This window comes from Pseudomonas sp. PVC-5-1, assembly GCF_057444345.1.
This window is the reverse complement of sequence record NZ_CM172024.1, coordinates 1,847,610-1,864,181: the sequence shown is the minus strand read 5'-3', so window position 1 is coordinate 1,864,181 and position 16,572 is coordinate 1,847,610. Positions and strand designations below refer to the sequence as shown.

The 16,572-nt window shown below is 62.9% G+C and carries 16 protein-coding genes; 11 read left to right on the top strand and 5 right to left on the bottom strand.

All coding sequences use genetic code 11. The features are described from left to right. Positions 1-17 precede the first annotated feature (17 nt). The 4 genes from AC2T3R_RS08475 (at position 18) to puuE (ending at position 4,301) form a co-directional block, all read left to right on the top strand. Positions 18-1,346: an MFS transporter gene (locus tag AC2T3R_RS08475; protein ID WP_486744926.1), complete on the top strand. Its 1,329-nt coding sequence runs from the start codon at positions 18-20 to the stop codon at positions 1,344-1,346. A gap of 88 nt (positions 1,347-1,434) precedes the next feature. Next, complete coding sequence (locus tag AC2T3R_RS08470; protein WP_410952540.1) at positions 1,435-2,352, top strand: amidohydrolase family protein; 918 nt, start codon at positions 1,435-1,437, stop codon at positions 2,350-2,352. Between the two features lie 183 nt (positions 2,353-2,535). Beyond that, the gene (locus AC2T3R_RS08465) at positions 2,536-3,408 is read left to right on the top strand and encodes a GNAT family N-acetyltransferase (RefSeq protein ID WP_410952541.1); all 873 of its coding nucleotides are present in this window, start codon (positions 2,536-2,538) and stop codon (positions 3,406-3,408) included. Beyond that, the gene (gene puuE / locus AC2T3R_RS08460) at positions 3,408-4,301 is read left to right on the top strand and encodes an allantoinase PuuE (RefSeq protein ID WP_486744925.1); all 894 of its coding nucleotides are present in this window, start codon (positions 3,408-3,410) and stop codon (positions 4,299-4,301) included. Before AC2T3R_RS08465 ends, puuE begins: the two co-directional genes overlap by 1 nt. Positions 4,302-4,334: 33 nt before the next feature. Here puuE and AC2T3R_RS08455 read toward each other — a convergent pair whose 3' ends face one another. Continuing rightward, positions 4,335-5,372 (bottom strand): sterol desaturase family protein, encoded by a 1,038-nt coding sequence (locus AC2T3R_RS08455; RefSeq protein WP_486744924.1) that lies wholly within the window; start codon positions 5,370-5,372, stop codon positions 4,335-4,337. Positions 5,373-5,778: 406 nt separating this feature from the next. On the opposite strand from AC2T3R_RS08455, the gene AC2T3R_RS08450 reads away from it, so the two are divergent. From AC2T3R_RS08450 to AC2T3R_RS08435, 4 genes are all read left to right on the top strand, one after another. Next, a complete protein-coding gene (locus tag AC2T3R_RS08450) occupies positions 5,779-6,648 on the top strand; it encodes an AraC family transcriptional regulator (protein ID WP_486744922.1) in 870 nt (289 codons plus the stop codon). Positions 6,649-6,849: 201 nt separating this feature from the next. Next, entirely contained in the window at positions 6,850-7,860 is a 1,011-nt protein-coding gene (gene dusA, locus AC2T3R_RS08445) for a tRNA dihydrouridine(20/20a) synthase DusA (RefSeq protein WP_486744921.1), read from the top strand. Between the two features lie 306 nt (positions 7,861-8,166). Beyond that, positions 8,167-9,093: a transaldolase gene (gene tal, locus AC2T3R_RS08440; protein WP_100413496.1), complete on the top strand. Its 927-nt coding sequence runs from the start codon at positions 8,167-8,169 to the stop codon at positions 9,091-9,093. A 220-nt stretch (positions 9,094-9,313) separates the two neighbouring features. After that, complete coding sequence (locus AC2T3R_RS08435; RefSeq protein WP_486744919.1) at positions 9,314-11,164, top strand: alkaline phosphatase D family protein; 1,851 nt, start codon at positions 9,314-9,316, stop codon at positions 11,162-11,164. Positions 11,165-11,304: 140 nt separating this feature from the next. Here AC2T3R_RS08435 and rssC read toward each other — a convergent pair whose 3' ends face one another. Next, positions 11,305-11,787 carry an anti-sigma factor antagonist RssC gene (gene rssC / locus AC2T3R_RS08430; RefSeq protein WP_013971741.1) on the bottom strand — a complete coding sequence of 161 codons (483 nt, stop codon included), beginning with the start codon at positions 11,785-11,787 and terminating at the stop codon, positions 11,305-11,307. Further along, positions 11,784-12,968 carry a two-component system response regulator RssB gene (gene rssB, locus AC2T3R_RS08425; RefSeq protein ID WP_015269551.1) on the bottom strand — a complete coding sequence of 395 codons (1,185 nt, stop codon included), beginning with the start codon at positions 12,966-12,968 and terminating at the stop codon, positions 11,784-11,786. The genes rssC and rssB overlap by 4 nt, the downstream gene beginning before the upstream one ends. 281 nt (positions 12,969-13,249) lie before the next feature. Between rssB and AC2T3R_RS08420 the strand changes: the two genes are divergently transcribed. Further along, complete coding sequence (locus AC2T3R_RS08420; protein ID WP_013971739.1) at positions 13,250-13,549, top strand: PilZ domain-containing protein; 300 nt, start codon at positions 13,250-13,252, stop codon at positions 13,547-13,549. 164 nt (positions 13,550-13,713) lie between these two features. Here AC2T3R_RS08420 and AC2T3R_RS08415 read toward each other — a convergent pair whose 3' ends face one another. Continuing rightward, positions 13,714-14,421, bottom strand: coding sequence for an MlaA family lipoprotein (locus AC2T3R_RS08415; protein ID WP_015269550.1), 708 nt, complete (start codon positions 14,419-14,421; stop codon positions 13,714-13,716). 200 nt (positions 14,422-14,621) lie between these two features. Here AC2T3R_RS08415 and pcrP point away from each other — a divergent pair, with 200 nt between their 5' ends. Further along, positions 14,622-15,185: an HAD superfamily inactivated hydrolase PcrP gene (gene pcrP, locus AC2T3R_RS08410; protein WP_486744918.1), complete on the top strand. Its 564-nt coding sequence runs from the start codon at positions 14,622-14,624 to the stop codon at positions 15,183-15,185. Positions 15,186-15,307: 122 nt separating this feature from the next. After that, positions 15,308-15,571: a DUF4404 family protein gene (locus tag AC2T3R_RS08405; protein WP_015269548.1), complete on the top strand. Its 264-nt coding sequence runs from the start codon at positions 15,308-15,310 to the stop codon at positions 15,569-15,571. Positions 15,572-15,716: 145 nt separating this feature from the next. Here AC2T3R_RS08405 and queF read toward each other — a convergent pair whose 3' ends face one another. After that, the gene (queF, locus tag AC2T3R_RS08400) at positions 15,717-16,547 is read right to left on the bottom strand and encodes an NADPH-dependent 7-cyano-7-deazaguanine reductase QueF (protein ID WP_486744916.1); all 831 of its coding nucleotides are present in this window, start codon (positions 16,545-16,547) and stop codon (positions 15,717-15,719) included. Between the last annotated feature and the right edge of the window lie 25 nt (positions 16,548-16,572).

Below are 16,572 nucleotides of genomic sequence, written 5' to 3'. Positions count from 1 at the left end.
AACAATTGGAGAGCACCATGACTTCAGCAACATCGCTGCCGGATGAACTCGAACGCAGCACCATGCGCCGTATCGCCTGGCGACTGCTGCCCTTTCTGATCGTCTGCTACCTGATCGCGATCATCGATCGCGGCAATATCGGCATGGCTTCCCTGCAGATGAACGAGGACCTGCAGCTCACGGCCAAGGTGTTCGGCTTCGCCAGCAGCCTGTTCTTCTTTGCCTACTTCCTGGTCGAAGTGCCCAGCAACCTGGCCATGCAACGCTACGGGGCACGCATCTGGATAGCCCGCATCATGATCACCTGGGGCCTGATCTCGGCAGGCACGGCGTTCGTTCAGGGTGCCAATTCACTGTACGTGATGCGCTTTCTGCTGGGTGCTGCCGAGGCCGGTTTCTTCCCGGGCGTGCTGCTGTACCTCACCTACTGGCTGCCGTCTGCCTACCGCGCGCGCATGGTGGCGCTGTTCATGGTGGCGATCCCTGCCGCCAACTTCATTGGTTCGCCACTGTCGGGCCTGCTGCTGAACCTGGATGGCTGGATGGGCATGCGTGGCTGGCATTGGCTGTTCATTCTCGAAGGCATTCCAGCCGTACTGCTGGGCATCGCCTGCCTGTTCGTGCTTACCGACCGCCCCGAGCAGGCCAAGTGGCTGAGTGACGAGCAACGCGGCTGGCTCACCAAGCGCCTGGCTGATGAAGCCTCGAAAAAGACCGCCATCGGCCATATTTCGCTGTGGAAGCTGCTGCGCCACAAAGACATCTGGGTGCTGGCCCTGATCTACTCGGGCGCTTCTGCCGCTGGCAGCACCATGAGCGTGTGGGCCCCGCAGTTGCTGAAAACCTTTGGCCTCAGCGCCATGGAAATCGGCCTGGTGAACGCCATCCCTTACGGCATCGCCTCGGTGCTGATGATCATCTGGGGCCGCAGTTCCGACCGTAGCGGCGAGCGTCGCTGGCACACCGCAATGACCATGCTGCTGATTGCAGCAGGTCTGCTGATGACCTTGTTCACCTCGTCCCTGCCGGCAACGGTAGTGATGCTGACAATGGTCCTGGTGGGCGCCTACTCGATGAAAGGGCCGTTCTGGGCGCTGGTGTCGGGTTGGCTGTCTTCCTCGACTGCTGCTGCAGGGCTGGCAGCCGTGGGCGCCATGGCCAACCTGATTGGCGGAGGCATCATGGTCAATGCCTATGGCGCCATTCACGATGCCACCGGCAGCTACTCCCTGGCGCTGATGCCGTTGGCCGCGCTGTGCACCGTGGCCGGGCTCGCGGTACTGGTAATTGGCCGCAAGCGCAAGCGCGAGCAAGCTGAGGCAGCCAGCGCTCTCAGCGCGAAATAAGCCGCGCAAGCCGTACTTCGATGCCCGCTTTCCTGCCTCAGGAACGTGGGCATCGTCATTTCACAACAACAAAAAACGAGGAATATCCATGACGTTGTCTCGTCGTCAACTCTTGCAGGCCACCGGTGCACTGGGTGCTGTCGCCTCCATGGGCGCCATGGCCGACGTGCCCTTCAGCAAGGGCGATGCGCACCCGCGCCTGACGCCGCCCGCAGGCAGCATCGACTGCCACATGCACCTCTACGACAGCCGTATCCCGGCCGCACCCGGAGCTACCCTGCTGCCGGCGGATGCCTCGCTGGAGGATTACCGCAAACTGCAGCAGCGCCTGGGCATCCGCCGCATGGTCATCGTCACGCCATCGACCTACGGCACCGATAACCAGGTGATGCTCGATGGCTTGTTGCGCAGCCGCGGCGATGCCCGGGGTGTGGCGGTTGTGTCCAATGCGATTACCGACGCAAAGCTTGCCGAACTGCACCAGGCAGGAGTGCGTGGTATCCGCTTCAACCTGAGCGTTGGCAGCCAGGTGCTCGATGGGCTAGAAAGCCTGGCCGCGCGGGTCGGCGAACTGGGCTGGAACGTACAGGTCGCTCCCGGGCCGCTGCTGCCCGAGGTTGCCCCGCGCTTGCGGGCCTTGCCAGGCAAGATCGTTATCGACCACATGGGCCATGTACCACAGCCAGAAGCGCTGAAGTCGCCGGCTTTCGCCGCACTGGTGCGGCTGCTGGACACCGACCGGGCATGGATCAAGCTGTCGGCACCTTATCTTCGCTCGAAAATCGGAGCACCGCTGTTCGAGGACGTCGGCCGAGTCGCCAGTGCACTGATCAGCCATCGCCCTGATCGCATGCTATGGGGTAGCGACTGGCCGCACCCGACGCTTGCCGCCGAGCAGAAACCCGACGATGCGCTGATCCTTGACCTGCTGATGAGCTGGGCTCCAAAGGAGCAAACCCAGACCCTGATCTTGCGCGACAACCCCGCCCAGCTTTACGACTTCTAATCACCTGCCAAACCGAAACGTCGCCCGCATCGGCCGAATGACGAAACTACTCAGATCTATCGCGATGAACATGCCCTGCAGGCGTCGTAACGGCCTGGATCAATACTCGCGTTAAAGCTATACCCAAAGGGTTCCGAGTGACGATGAACCATCCGCCCTGTTAGCAACTGGGGGAACTTAGCGGTGTCGAATCAGCTGGTCATACGCAACATGACCCGTCCCGAACTGGACGAGCTCGTCGATTGGGCTGCCCGTGAGGGTTGGAATCCCGGCGTTCACGATGCCGATTTGTTCTGGGCCACGGACCCTGCCGCCTTCATCGCGGCGTCCCGGGGCGGCGAATTGATCGGTGGCGGTGCCATCACTTCCTACAACGGCGAATTCGGTTTCATGGGCTTTTTCATCGTCCGGCCTGAGTATCGCGGTCAAGGCCTGGGCGATACCCTCTGGCACGCACGCCGCGAACGACTCCTCGCCCGCCTGCGCCCAGGCGCTAGCATTGGCATGGACGGCGTGTTCGCGATGCAGGACTACTACGCCAAGGGTGGGTTCGTCTTCTCCCATCGCAACATGCGTTTTCGTGCCAAGGCCACCGAACGCCCGGCGCCTTCGCAGGTAGACAACCAGGACATCGTTCCGTTGGCCACCTTCCCGTTCGATGAGGTGGTCGATTACGACCGCACCTGCTTCCCTGCCCCGCGCGCAGCCTTCCTGAGCGGGTGGATAGCCCAGGCCGATGCACTTGCCGTGGGTTGCCGCCGCGAGGGCAGGCTTAGCGGCTATGGCGTGGCAAGGCGCTGCCGGGAAGGCTACAAGATCGGCCCCTTGTTCGCCGATGACGCCCTGGCAGCCAATGCCCTCTACGCACGCCTGGCAGAATTTGCGCAAGGTTGCCCGCTGTTTCTGGATGCCCCCGAGAATAACCCCGCCGCGATGGCGCTTGTGCGCCAACAGGGCATGATCGAGGTTTTCGGCTGCGCACGCATGTATCTGGGCCCTCCTCCGGCGATCGCACACGAACGTGTGTTCGCCGTCACGACCTTCGAGCTGGGCTGATGTCCGCTCGCAACCTGATCGGTTATGGCGGCAACCCACCCCACCCGCGATGGCCCGGTGGGGCGCGCGTCGCGGTCCAGTTCGTACTCAACATCGAAGAGGGTGCGGAGTCATGCATGCTCAATGGCGACGCACAGTCGGAGGCCTGGCTTCATGAGCTACCGGGCCGCCCGCCGCGTGTGGGGGAACCGGACCTGAGCGTCGAGGGCATGTACGAATACGGATCGCGCGCAGGTGTGTGGCGCATTCTGGAGCTGTTCGGCGCCAGGGGCCTGCCGCTGACCGCCTTTGCCGTAGGCCGAGCACTGGAACTGACCCCGGCGGTTGGCCATGCGCTCTGCGCTGCCGGGCATGAGATTGCCGGGCATGGCTACCGTTGGCTGGACTATCGCGACATGCCTGAAGACCAGGAGCGGCGCCATATCCGCCTCACCATCGACGTGATCGAGCAGATCTGCGGTAAACGCCCCGTAGGTTGGTATACAGGCAGGGTCAGCCAGAACACCCGCCGCCTGTTGCGTGAGGAAGGTGGGTTTCTCTATAGCTCGGATGCCTACAACGATGATCTGCCCTACTGGCTCCCAGGCTCGCCCGCCCACCTGGTGATTCCGTACACACTGGTCAACAACGACGCCCGCTATCTGCTGCCCAATGGCTTCGCCTGCGGTGAAGACTTCTTCCGGCTGCTGAAGGATGCTTTCGACCTGTTGTGGCAGGAGGGCGCGCACCACCCGAAGATGATGAGCGTGGGCCTGCATGGGCGAATCAGTGGCCATCCTGGTCGTGCGATGGCGCTGGCGCGCTTTCTCGATTACGTGCAGGGCCACGACGGGGTGTGGGTCTGCCGGCGCGAAGAGATTGCCAGGCACTGGATAGCCCAGTTCCCCGCCTGAGCGGTCAGTCGTTCGCAACAAACACGGGATCAGCTAACGACCCGCCCTGCCGGACGCGCCGAGCACAGCCTTGCGCTGGCATTTCATCAGGACCTTACGGCCAGTTTCGACAAAGGGCGTGACGATCAGGCTATAGACCGTCAGGTAACGCTGGTGGTCCTGCTCACCGGTGCCGAAGCGGATGTTTTCGGGGGTTGATGTAGTGACATAGAGCGTGCCGAACATCCAGTCCCAGAGGGACAGGTTGGTGCCGAAGTTCCGGTTGAAATGGCGCGGGGCATCACTGTGATGGATCTGGTGCTGGGCCGGGCTGTTCAACACATGTTCCAGCTGCGGGCCGAACGACAGCCAGACATGGCTATGCCGCAGGTTGGCCGCCAGGCTGTTGAAGATGAACACCAGGTAGGTCACGCCGAACAGGGTGTAGCGGCTGACTTCACCGCCGCAAAGGTACCAGAAGCATCCGGCGTAGAAGCCGATGCCAATGCCGGTGCTCAGCTTCTCGACGATCTTTTCCACGAAATGCACCCGGCTCGCTGTCGCCGGCACCAGCACGGGCGCCGAATGATGGACCTTGTGAAAGGCCCAGAGCCAGCGGGAGTGAAAGGCCCGGTGCGCCCAGTAATGGATGAAGTCCTTGAGCAGGAACACCCCCAACCCATAGAGCAGGGACAGTGCAAGGTTCTCGCCCAGGCGCGGGCGCGCGCCCCAGAGGTTGCTGAAAAAGACCAGGTAATCGCCGGAGCGCAGGATGTAGGGGTCGACCAGTTGGACGACGGGCAGCACCAGTGCAACCTTGAGGATGGCCCGCACGAAGTAGTAGCGGTAGTCCAGCAGCGCCGAGGGATGCAGATGTACCCGGGCGCCGCCGATGAATTGCCAGAACGACTGGGCGTCGCTCAGGCCGCGCCGCTTCCTGAAACGGAACAGGCCGTAGGCTGCGCCATAGGAGATGCAAAGGAACAAGGCCCCGAAACGGCCGTTCATATTGAAAATGCCGAGAAACTGGTCGGTAACGGGCGTAATTACCCACTCGGTCAGGTGCTCAAAGACAAGCGACAGGGCATCCACGAAACGTCAGCCTCGGCAAAAGGGACGCAATTGTAAATCAGATTGATTTACTCCAGTGGTTTTATGCATGGCCTGGTGCTGCCTCACCAGCTCCCGCCTGCAGGCACTGCCGCAGTTGAAAGTGGCGGCGGAGTGCGCTGGCGAGGCTCGGAGTTCATTGATCAGCGTGAACGACCCGCTTCGCCCAGTCGACCGATCATGCCGGGCCGGTTACGCTGGCGCTTCCCCTTGCACGGAAGCGCCAGCGACCGCATTCACCCTGCTGCCCTCCCCTGCGAACACCGAAAGCACCGGTGCCATCCACGGCACGGTCAAGACAATCCCCGATACAGCAATCCCGGCTAGGCGCCTGCATGACTGAACAACGGATGCTAGCGCTCACCGCACCTCCCGGAGATTCCGTTCGTTGACTGATTCACAGCCCAAAGCGACCTACGCGAAACGGTTCGAAGCCGTGCTTGCCTACATCGACAGCCACCTCGAAGGTGACCTGTCGGTAAATGCCCTGAGCCGCGTCGCGTACTTCTCGGCATTTCATTTCCATCGGCAGTTCACGGCATACATGGGCGTTCCGGTTTCACGGTATGTGCAACTGATGAGGCTTCGACGGGCGGCGCACCAACTGGTCGCCTCGCCGGCCATCTCCGTGCTGGAAGCAGCTTTCGGCGCCGGCTTCGAAAGCCCCGAAGCCTTTTCCAGGGCTTTCAAGCGTGCGTTTGGCATGGCGCCGAGCGTATTCGCCAAGGCCCCGAACTGGCAGGCCTGGAGTGCGGTTTTCGTTGTTCCTCATCTTTCAAGGAGTATCACCATGCAGATCCGCATCGTGGATTTCGCCGAAACCCATGTGGCCGCGCTCGAACACCAAGGGGCGCCCGGCCTGGTCAGTGAAAGCGTTGCGCGTTTTCGCCAATGGCGCATTCAGAGCGGCCAGTCACCGGTGGCCAGCAGCCGAACCTTCGGCATCCCCTACGACAACCCCGACACCACCCCGGCGCACGCCTTTCGCTTCGCCGTGTGTGGCGAGATATGCGAAGCCGTGCAGCCCAACGATTTCGGCGTGCACGAACGCATCATCCCGGCGGGCCGCTGCGCCGTGATCCGGCATACCGGCTCGCCTGACTACATTGGCGAAACCATCTATCCGCTTTATCGGGACTGGCTGCCTTCGAGCGACGAGGAACTGCGGGATCATCCGTTGTTCTTTCACTACTTGAGCGTGTATCCGGAAACGCCGCTGGAGCAATGGCAAACGGATATCTACGTGCCGCTCAAGTAAGTTGGCTGGTGGCTAATCTGGGGAGAAGGCTGCAGGGCCGCGCATAGATCGAGTCCAGACGGAGCCCGGCTCTCTTGGTAAACTAGCTGCCTGCCCTGGCTATCACCGAGCACTTGCCGTCGACTTTTGCCAGGGCGCGCACCCGGATTGCTACAAACACCTTCGAAACTGCTGAATTTGGTACAAGACACGTTGAACGATATGACCACAAACCCAGGCTCTAACCCAGCAACCACGCGCCCTGAGCCTTCCCGTCGCTTCAGCGTTGCACCGATGATGGACTGGACAGACCGCCACTGCCGGTTCTTCCTGCGCCTGCTTTCCAAAAACACCCTGCTCTACACCGAAATGGTCACCACCGGTGCCCTGCTGCACAACGACGCCCAGCGTTTCCTGCGCCACGACGTCTCCGAGCACCCGCTGGCCCTGCAACTGGGCGGCAGCGTGCCGGCCGACCTGGCCGACTGCGCCCGCCTGGCCGAGGAGGCTGGCTACGATGAGGTCAACCTCAACGTCGGCTGCCCGAGTGACCGGGTGCAGAACAACATGATCGGCGCCTGCCTGATGGCCCACCCGGCGCTGGTGGCCGATTGCGTGAAAGCCATGCGCGATGCGGTGTCTACCCCGGTGACGGTCAAGCACCGCATCGGCATCAATGGCCGCGACAGCTACGCCGAGCTGTGCGACTTCGTCGGCCAGGTGCGCGAGGCAGGTTGCCGGAGCTTTACCGTGCATGCGCGCATCGCGATCCTGGAAGGTTTGTCGCCGAAGGAGAACCGTGAGATTCCGCCGCTGCGCTATGACGTGGCGGCGCAGTTGAAGGCGGACTTCCCGGACCTGGAGATCGTGCTCAACGGCGGGATAAAGACCCTGGCCGAGTGCCAGGCACACCTTGAAACCTTCGATGGGGTGATGCTGGGACGTGAGGCGTACCACAACCCTTACCTGCTGGCCGAGGTGGACCAGCAGCTGTTCGGCAGCGAGGCGGTAGTGGTCAGCCGCAGCGAGGCGCTGGCGCAGTTGCGTCCTTATATCGTCGCGCACATGGAAAGTGGTGGCGCGATGCACCACGTTACCCGGCATATCCTGGGGCTGGCCCAAGGGTTCAAGGGGGCGCGGCGCTTCCGCCAGCTGCTGTCGGCGGATATTCACAAGGCGGCGGAGCCGCTGGCGGTGTTCGACCAGGCGGTGGAGCTGTTGCAGGGGCGGTAACCTGACAAGCGCCGCAGTATCTGTGGGAGCGGGCGTGCCCGCGAACACCGGCGCAGCCGGTGCCAGCTACCGCGTTGGATTCTTCGCGGGCACGCCCGCTCCCACAGAAGCCGCGTCGCGCTTACGAACCTAGTCCTCTTCATGACAGCGCAACCCAAGGGCTGGGTGATCGCCGTTTTTGTGCATGCGGAACCTAGGGGCCGCTTGCGACTCGAATCCTCACCTTTCGCACCGCGCTTCGCGAGCCCTTGAGTGGCCGTCGGGGCTCGGGTAATGTCGAGTCATTGCACAGGACAGAGCACGCCCATGACCTCCAAGCTGGAACAACTCAAGCAGTTCACCACCGTGGTCGCCGACACCGGGGACCTGGACGCCATCACCCGCCTGAAACCGGTCGATGCCACCACCAACCCGTCGCTGCTGCTCAAGGCTGCGGCCATCCCAGGTTACGCCGAGCTGCTCAAGCAGGTGAAGGCCGATGCCAAGGGTAATGTCGACCTGGCCTGCGACAAGTTCGCGGTGGCCGTGGGTTCGGGCATCCTCAAGGTCATCCCGGGTCGTATCTCCACCGAGGTCGATGCCCGCCTGTCGTTCGATGAACCCGCGCTGCTGGCCAAGGCGCGCAAGCTGATCGATCTGTACGAAGCCGCCGGCGTTGGCCGCGACCGTGTGCTGATCAAGCTGGCCTCCACCTGGGAAGGCATTCGCGCCGCCGAGAAGCTGGAGAAGGAAGGTATCCAGACCAACCTCACCCTGCTGTTCTCCTTCGCCCAGGCCCAGGCCTGCGCCGATGCCGGGGTGTTCCTGATTTCGCCGTTCGTGGGCCGTATCTACGACTGGTACAAGAAGAGCACCGGCCAGGAATACGTGGGCGCCGAAGATCCGGGCGTGCAGTCGGTCACTCGCATCTACAACTACTATAAGGCCAACGGCTACGGCACCGTGGTGATGGGCGCCAGCTTCCGCAATATCGGCCAGATCGAACAGCTGGCCGGCTGCGACCGCCTGACCATCAGCCCGGAACTGCTGCAGCAACTCAGCGATGACCAGGGCGACCTGCCACAGGTGCTTAAGCCGGGCAATGCCGGCGAGCCCAAGCAACAGCTGAACGAAAGCCAGTTCCGCTGGGCGATGAACGAAGATGCCATGGGTACCGAAAAACTGGCCGAGGGCATTCGCCAGTTCGCGCGGGACCAGGAGAAGCTGGAGAAGTTGATGGCTGAAAAGGCCTGATACATTTCGGGATTGCCTGACGGGCGGGAAGTGTTCAGCATTTTCCGCCCGTTTTTCGTCTGGCCCCCATCAAGTGCCGGGCTTTAGCAGTTTGTTGAATTCAATGGACCTATCGCCGGCAAGCCAGCTCCCACAGTTACTGCACAGCCTTCGAGATCAGCGCTGTATCTGTGGGAGCTGGCTTGCCGGCGATAGGGCCGGTTAGCCCTCAGAGCTGTCGATGACCTCCTCTACCCCATTGCCCCTCGTACTCGCCGGCCCGGTACTGCGCCGCCTGGAACCCCAGCGCCTGGCCATCTGGCTGGTCGCCACGCAACCGCTGCAAGCCGAATTCATCTTCCCGGCATGCGAGGCCCAAGTCGATTGCCAGGTGGTCGCGGTGGGCCAGCACGCCTTCATCCATCTGCTGGACATCCACTTCGCCCAGCCGCTGCCCTGCAACCAGCTGCTCGACTATGACCTGCTCATCAACGGCCAGGGCATCGCAGGCTGGGCGCCGCACCTGCTCTACCCCGGCGCCCGGCGCCCAAGCCTGGTACTGCGTGATCGGCTCGACCACCTGCTGCACGGTTCCTGCCGCAAGCCGCATTTTCCGGCCGCCGATGGCCTGCTCTGCGCCGACCGCCTGCTGGAGGCCTGCGAAAGCCCCGCGGAACGCCCCGCCGTGCTGCTGATGACCGGCGACCAGGTCTATGCCGACGACGTCGCCGGCCCGATGCTGCGCGCCATCCACAGCCTGATTGCGCGCCTGGGCCTGTTCGACGAGCAACTGGAGGGCGCGGTGGTGCCCGACAGCCAGGCGCTGTACCAGCACCCGGCCTGCTATTACCATCGCGCCGACCTGTTGCCAGCGCAGGAACGCAACGAAACCCTGCGCGAGCGCTTTTTCGGCGGCAAGCGCAAGCCGATATTCTCGTCCAGCAACGCCGACAACCACCTGGTGACCTTCGCCGAGGTGATGGCCATGTACCTGCTGGTGTGGTCACCGGTGCCCTGGCAGCTGGTGAACCTGGACATGCCCGGCGGGCTCACCGCACCGCGCCAGGCACGTTACCGCCAGGAGCTGCCGCTGATCCAGGCGTTTGCCGACAACCTCGGCCAGGTAGCGCGGGTGATGGCCCACCTGCCGTGCCTGATGATCTTCGACGACCACGACATCACCGACGACTGGAACCTATCGGCGCTATGGGAAGAAACCGCCTACGGCCACCCCTTCTCGCGGCGGATCATCGGCAATGCCCTGCTCGGCTACCTGCTGTGCCAGGCCTGGGGTAACGACCCGCAGGGTTGCAAGCCACTGGTCGGGCAATGCCAGGCGTTGAACAGCCAGACCCAGGATGAGCTGATCGGCGCACTGCTGCGCTTCCAGGGCTGGCAGTTCAGCCTGCCCACCAACCCACCCTTGCTGGTGCTGGACACCCGCACCCGCCGCTGGCGTAGCGAAAGCAGCCTGGCCAAGCCGTCCGGGCTGCTCGACTGGGAGGCGCTGAGCGAGTTGCAGCAAGCACTGCTGGGCCACCCGTCGGCGATCATCGTGTCACCTGCGCCGATTTTTGGCGTGAAGCTGATCGAGACGGTGCAGAAGCTGTTCAGCTGGCTGGGCTACCCGCTGCTGGTGGATGCCGAGAACTGGATGGCCCACCGCGGCGCAGCGCAGGTCATCCTCAACATCTTCCGCCACTCGCGCACGCCGGGGCACTACGTGGTGCTGTCCGGCGATGTGCATTACTCGTTCGTCTATGAAGTGCTGATCCGCCACCGCCAGCGCAGCCCGCACTTGTGGCAGGTGACCAGCAGCGGGATCAAGAACGAATTCCCGCGGCGCCTGCTGGATGTGCTCGACCGGCTCAACCGCTGGCTGTATGCGCCACGCTCGCCGCTCAACTGGTTTACCAAGCGGCGGGAAATGGAGGTGGTGCCGCGTACGCCCAGCCATAGCAAGGCTGGCGAGCGGTTGTGGAATGGCGCGGGGTTGGGGCAGGTGTTCTTCGATGAACAGGGGCGGCCGGCGCGGGTGTATCAGTTGGATGCGCGTGGGGGTGAGGCTACCGAGTTTGCGCGGCGGGGGTGATCAGGCAGGTAATGTTTGTGTTGGCCTTGCCGGCCTCTTCGCGGGTAAACCCGCTCCTACAGGTAGAGTGCATGACTCAAGACTGGTGCATAACCTGTGGGAGCGGGCGTGCCCGCGAAGAAGCCGGTACAGGCTGAAGATCAGGTCCGCTCCAGCGCATTGACCAGATCATGGAAGGCTTCGCGGTTGGAGTCGTTCAGGCCCATGAGGATCTTGTGCGCCTCCAGCACCTTCGAGCGCACCACGTCTTCGTTCTGGTCCTGGGACGGCAGGTCGGTCAGGCATTCCGGGCACGGGATCGGCCGATCAACGATGTTGAACACCTGATCGAAGCCCATCGACTGCAACAACCGGGAAATGTCCGGGTTGGTGGTGACCACGGTCGGCAACAGGCCCACCTTCTGGCGCGACAGGATCGACAGCTTGGCCAGCAGGCCCAGGGTGGTGCTGTCGATGCTCTCGGTTTCGGTCAGGTCGATGACAATCGCCGAGAAGTTCAACGCGGTGAAAATCTTCTCGATCGTCGCATCCAGCGCCGAACACAGGGTCAGGCGCACTTCACCGACGAATTTCAGGACGAAGGTACCGCTCTGCTCGGCGAACTGGATTCTACCGGTACTCATTGAAGGTTCCTGCTCAACACCAATAGGGCGATATCATCCGGCATCTCCCCAAGCGTAGCCAATCCAAATCGTTGACGCAGCCCATCCAGGCTGCCACCTGCTGCCCTGACGATTTCCGGCAGGGCGGTTTCTTTATCTTTGAGCGTGTCACCCGGCAAAAGGTCCAGAATGCCATCGGACATCAGGCTGAGGCTGAACTGCGGCGGCAGCTCCACCACCAGGTCCTGGTAGGTGGCCTCGTCGAACAGCCCCACCGGCAGGCCGCGGCCTTCCAGGTAGCGGGTATGCTCGGGGGTGTGCAGCACCGGCAGCGGCAGATGGCCGCCAACGGCGTAGGTCAGCAGGCCGGTGTCTTCATCGATCACCCCGCCAACCATGGTCACGTGCTTGCCCAGCTTGCAGTTGATCAGCCCGCGGTTGATGTGGCTGAGCACCTGCGAGGGTTTGAACTCGCGCATTTTGCTGCCGCGCTTGAATTCGAACAACAGCCGTGTGGTCATGAACTTCAGCAGCACGGTGACGAACGCTGACGACGCGCCATGCCCGGAGACGTCGGCGAGATAGAAAGCGATGCGCCGTTCGTCCACCCGGAAGTAATCGGCAAAATCACCCGACAGGTACAGCGACGGGATGATCTGATGCTCGAAGGCGAACTCGCCGGCCACCCAAGGGCTTTCCGGCAGCATGTTCATCTGCACCTGGCGACCGGCGGTCTGGTCCTCCTGCAGCAGATGCAGGCTGGCCTCCAGTTCGCGGTTGGCGGCTTCGAGCTTGTCGCGGTAGCGCTGGTTTTCCAGCACCAGACGCGAGCGGTCGAGGGCGCGGCGCACCGAATGCTCGAGCACGGCCAGGTCTTCCAGCGGCTTGATCAGGTAGTCGGCAGCGCCCAGGCGCAACGCTTCCACCGCATCACTCATGACGCCGGCACCGGACACCACGATCACCGGCAACTGCGGGGCGCGCTCGCTGACCTGGCGGATCAGTTCGAGGCCGCCCATCTGCGGCATGCGCAGATCGCAGATCACGAGGTCGGGCTGGTGTTCTTCGAAGACCTGAAGCCCCTGCTGGCCATTGCCGGCCTGGAGGACGCTGAAGCCACTGTCTTCAAGATAGGCGGCGAGGCTTGCACGGACCACGTCGTCGTCATCGATGATCAGCAGCGTTGCACTGGTTTTCTGCATGTGGGCGAACGGCGCCGATTTAGGTTGGTGCAGCGGTGTCGGCAAGGCAGACGGCCAGCTACGGGAATTCTTTATGGTCACACTCTACTTGAGTTGTAGGACAAGAACACCTGCCCGGCAACTGTCTGGCAACTGCGAGAGCTACCTTGTAAGGCGCAGACGGTACTCCCATCCGGCAGGCGTTTCAAGCATGCAAGGGTCGACCCCGGCGCACTTTACAGGGCAAATCACCGAGAGTTATAAGAAAGTCGACCAGCGCAACCCGATAGGAAGGATGCAGCATGCCCCACACGCCCTCCAGCCACGGCGAGAAACGCGATTTCATCCGCATGCGCATCGACACCGAGGTCAGCCTTCTGCACGAAGGCCAGGTAATCGCGGCAGTGTGCCTTGACCTGTCCAGCGGCGGCATGCAGGTGCAGGCACCGCAGCGCTTCCAGGTGGGGGACCATATCGAGGTACGGATCGAGTCCGAGCATCCGGCGCTGAAAGGGCTGCACGCCAGCACGGAAGTGGTGTGGATTGCCGACCAGCCGGGCGGGCAGCAGAAGTTCGGGTTGCGGATTGTGGCGATGCATTGATGGCCCTGCTGGCCCCCTGTAGGAGCGGCCTTGTGTCGCCATGGGCTGCGCGGCAGCCCCCGGATTCAGCTTCGCCGCATGAGTTGCCGGGGCCGCTTTGCGGCCCTATCGCGACACAAGGCCGCTCCTACACGGGGACTGCACAGGACCAAGCACGTGCAGGATCAGAAGTCGTCTTCGACCTCGCCATCCTTGACCTTGAACTCGCGGTTCTGCAGGTAGGCGTTGCGAATGAAGATGTACTTGTCACCCTGGATCAGCTTCTCTGCCGACAGCAGGTCGGCGCGGGTGTCGATGATGTCGAGGGCAAAGATCGAATTGCGCGTCGGCACATGGTCGATGTAGCGGTAGGGTTTGGTGTAGGTATCCGGGTATTTGGCCACGCCGTCACGCACGGTGCTCGGGCCCAGCAGCGGGATGACCACGTACGGGCCGCTCGGCACGCCCCAGTAGCCGAGGGTCTGGCCGAAGTCCTCGTCGTTGCGCTGCAGGCCCATCTTGGTACCCACGTCGAAGAAGCCGCCCAGGCCGAAGGTGGTGTTGACGATCAGCCGCGCAGTGTCCACGCCCGCCGCATGGGGCTTGAACTGCAGCAGGTCGTTGGCCAGGTTGGTCACGTCACCCAGGTTGCGGAAGATGTTGTGGATGCCATCCTCGAGGAACTGCGGGGTGACCGCCTGGTAGCCCTTGGCCAATGGCTTGAGGGCATAGGTGTCGAGGGTATCGTTGAAACGGAAGATCGGGCGGTTGACCGCTTCCCAGGGATCTTCCTCGGTGGCTGCCTGGGTGGCTGCCACGGGCGCCAGCAGCATGCTGGCGCAGACACAGGCCTGGGTGACTCGTTCGATCACACTGGCACCGATCCTACGCATAGGTGTTTCTCCATCGAATTTCTCGGCCGCAAGCGCAAACGGGTGCGCTGCTGTACGGCGGCAGTATAGAGGCTTGTGGGCTGATAAACAGCTTTACACATCTCTGCTCAATATTTTGTGAACAACTGTTGCGCGGTGCCGGTTGTCACAGGGCGGTAACAATCGCCGAATAGCCTGCGGACTATTTGAGGGAAGTTGCCATGGACAATGCACCCGCCTTCACCGCTGTGCTATTCGGCTTGCGCGGCTGCCTGGTGCAAGCCGCCAATGGCGCCCCATCGCCCGCCCCCGGCGCCCTGGCCACCCTCGCCAGCCTGCGCCAGCGCCAGGTGCCATGCATCTGGCTGGACGACCTCAACGCCACCCAGAGCAAGCGCCTGGCGCACGTACTGCCCGCCTGGTTGCCGGGGCATTCGGTGAACGGCGTGCGCTGGCCGGCGCCGAATGCCTGCTGGCAGGCCCTGATGACGCTGGACAGCCAACGCCTGGACGGCTGCGTGCTGGTCAGCGGCGACCCACGTCTGCTGCAGTCCGGCCTGAACGCGGGGTTGTGGACCGTAGGACTGGCAGCCTGCAGCCCGTTCTGCGACCGCAGCTCGCGGCAATGGCAAGCCATGACTGCGCAGGAACAAGACCTGGCCCGTGGCAAGGCGACGCTGGAACTGTTCAGCCTGGGCGTGCACTCTGTCATCGACCACCTGGAAGCGCTGGACACCTGCCTGCAGGACATTGCCCAACGCCGGCGCAAGGGCGAAAAACCGTGATACAGCACCTTTGACGCGGATCATGCAAAGCATCGGCAGGTGGATTACGCTGAAGACAGGCCAGAACCTTTGCCGCTTCGCTGAGGTCCATGGCTTGCCAAGCCATTGATGGAGAACTGCCAATGCCTGCCCGCGAATTGCAAGAGCGCCTGAACAGCTTGCGCGAGCAACTGGACCGCAACGTGCCGCTTTCGGACGAGGAACTGGCCGCGCTGCACGAAGAAGCGCGCCAGATCGAGGCGCAACTGAAGCTTGAGGAAGCCACGCCAGACCATAATCTGGTGGACGGCGTGAACCTGGCGATCGAACGCTTCGAGGCCGACCACCCCGACCTCACCGCTACCCTGCGCAGCATTGCCAACTCGCTGCACAGCATGGGGATCTAGAAATACTGGGGCCGCTTTGCGGCCCTATCGCGACACAAGGCCGCTCCTACAGGTACAGCGCAAGCCCCAAATCTTGCGCTGTACCTGTAGGAGCGGCCTTGTGTCGCGATAGGGGCGCGAAGCGCCCCCGGCGTACTTGCGAACCTTACTGCCGAACCAGGCGCACGTTGTCCGGGCTGATCGCCCCCGTGCTGCGGTAAGGGTTGATATCCAGCCCACCCCGGCGCACATAGCGGGCATACACCGTCAAATGCTCCGGCTGCAGCAGGTTCTTCAAGTCCAGGTAGATCCGCTCCACACACTGCTCGTGGAAGTCGGCATGCTGGCGGAAGCTGATCAGGTAGGTCAGCAGGCTGGCATGGTCCAGCGCCCTGCCCTTGTACTCGACCACCACGCTGCCCCAGTCCGGCTGGCCGGTGACCGGGCAGTTGGACTTCAGCAGGTGGCTGTGCAGGGTTTCTTCCACCTGTTGCTCCGGGTTGCAGCGCAGCAGCTCTGGCTGTGGCTGTTCGTAGTTGCTGATGGCAACGTCCAGCGCATCGATGCACTGCCCCGGCAAGGCCACCACGCCTTGGGCCTCGACCTCGGCCAGGGTGCGCACTTTCACGCCCACCGGCTTGCCGGCGGCGGCGGACAGGTCTTTCTCCAGGCACGCCTGCAGCTCGCCAAGCGAGGCGAACACCGTCTGGTTCAACGAGTTCAGATACAGCTTGAACGACTTGGACTCGATGATGTTCGGCGAGTCGGCGGGGATGGCGAACTCGCCGATCGCCACCACCGGCTTGCCCGACGGCAGCAGCCAGCTCAGCTCGAAGCAGTTCCAGTAATCCACACCCTGCCACGGCAAGGTCTGGGCGGTAACGCCCAGCTCGGCCCACTTGGCGGTACGCGGGATCGGGAACAGCAGCTCCGGGGAATAGGTGGCAATGTATTCGCTGGACTTGCCCAGCGGGGAATGTTCGGCAGCGGGATGCATGGAAACTGACCTGAAGGTTCGAAAT

Bases quoted from the DNA above. Each gene is read 5' to 3' on its own strand.
- AC2T3R_RS08475 (WP_486744926.1), top strand. From the start codon at position 18: ATGACTTCAGCAACATCGCTGCCGGATGAACTCGAACGCAGCACCATG.
- AC2T3R_RS08470 (WP_410952540.1), top strand. From the start codon at position 1,435: ATGACGTTGTCTCGTCGTCAACTCTTGCAGGCCACCGGTGCACTGGGT.
- puuE (WP_486744925.1), top strand. From the start codon at position 3,408: ATGTCCGCTCGCAACCTGATCGGTTATGGCGGCAACCCACCCCACCCG.
- dusA (WP_486744921.1), top strand. From the start codon at position 6,850: ATGACCACAAACCCAGGCTCTAACCCAGCAACCACGCGCCCTGAGCCT.
- tal (WP_100413496.1), top strand. From the start codon at position 8,167: ATGACCTCCAAGCTGGAACAACTCAAGCAGTTCACCACCGTGGTCGCC.
- AC2T3R_RS08435 (WP_486744919.1), top strand. From the start codon at position 9,314: ATGACCTCCTCTACCCCATTGCCCCTCGTACTCGCCGGCCCGGTACTG.
- rssC (WP_013971741.1), bottom strand. From the start codon at position 11,787: ATGAGTACCGGTAGAATCCAGTTCGCCGAGCAGAGCGGTACCTTCGTC.
- rssB (WP_015269551.1), bottom strand. From the start codon at position 12,968: ATGCAGAAAACCAGTGCAACGCTGCTGATCATCGATGACGACGACGTG.
- AC2T3R_RS08420 (WP_013971739.1), top strand. From the start codon at position 13,250: ATGCCCCACACGCCCTCCAGCCACGGCGAGAAACGCGATTTCATCCGC.
- AC2T3R_RS08415 (WP_015269550.1), bottom strand. From the start codon at position 14,421: ATGCGTAGGATCGGTGCCAGTGTGATCGAACGAGTCACCCAGGCCTGT.
- pcrP (WP_486744918.1), top strand. From the start codon at position 14,622: ATGGACAATGCACCCGCCTTCACCGCTGTGCTATTCGGCTTGCGCGGC.
- AC2T3R_RS08405 (WP_015269548.1), top strand. From the start codon at position 15,308: ATGCCTGCCCGCGAATTGCAAGAGCGCCTGAACAGCTTGCGCGAGCAA.
- queF (WP_486744916.1), bottom strand. From the start codon at position 16,547: ATGCATCCCGCTGCCGAACATTCCCCGCTGGGCAAGTCCAGCGAATAC.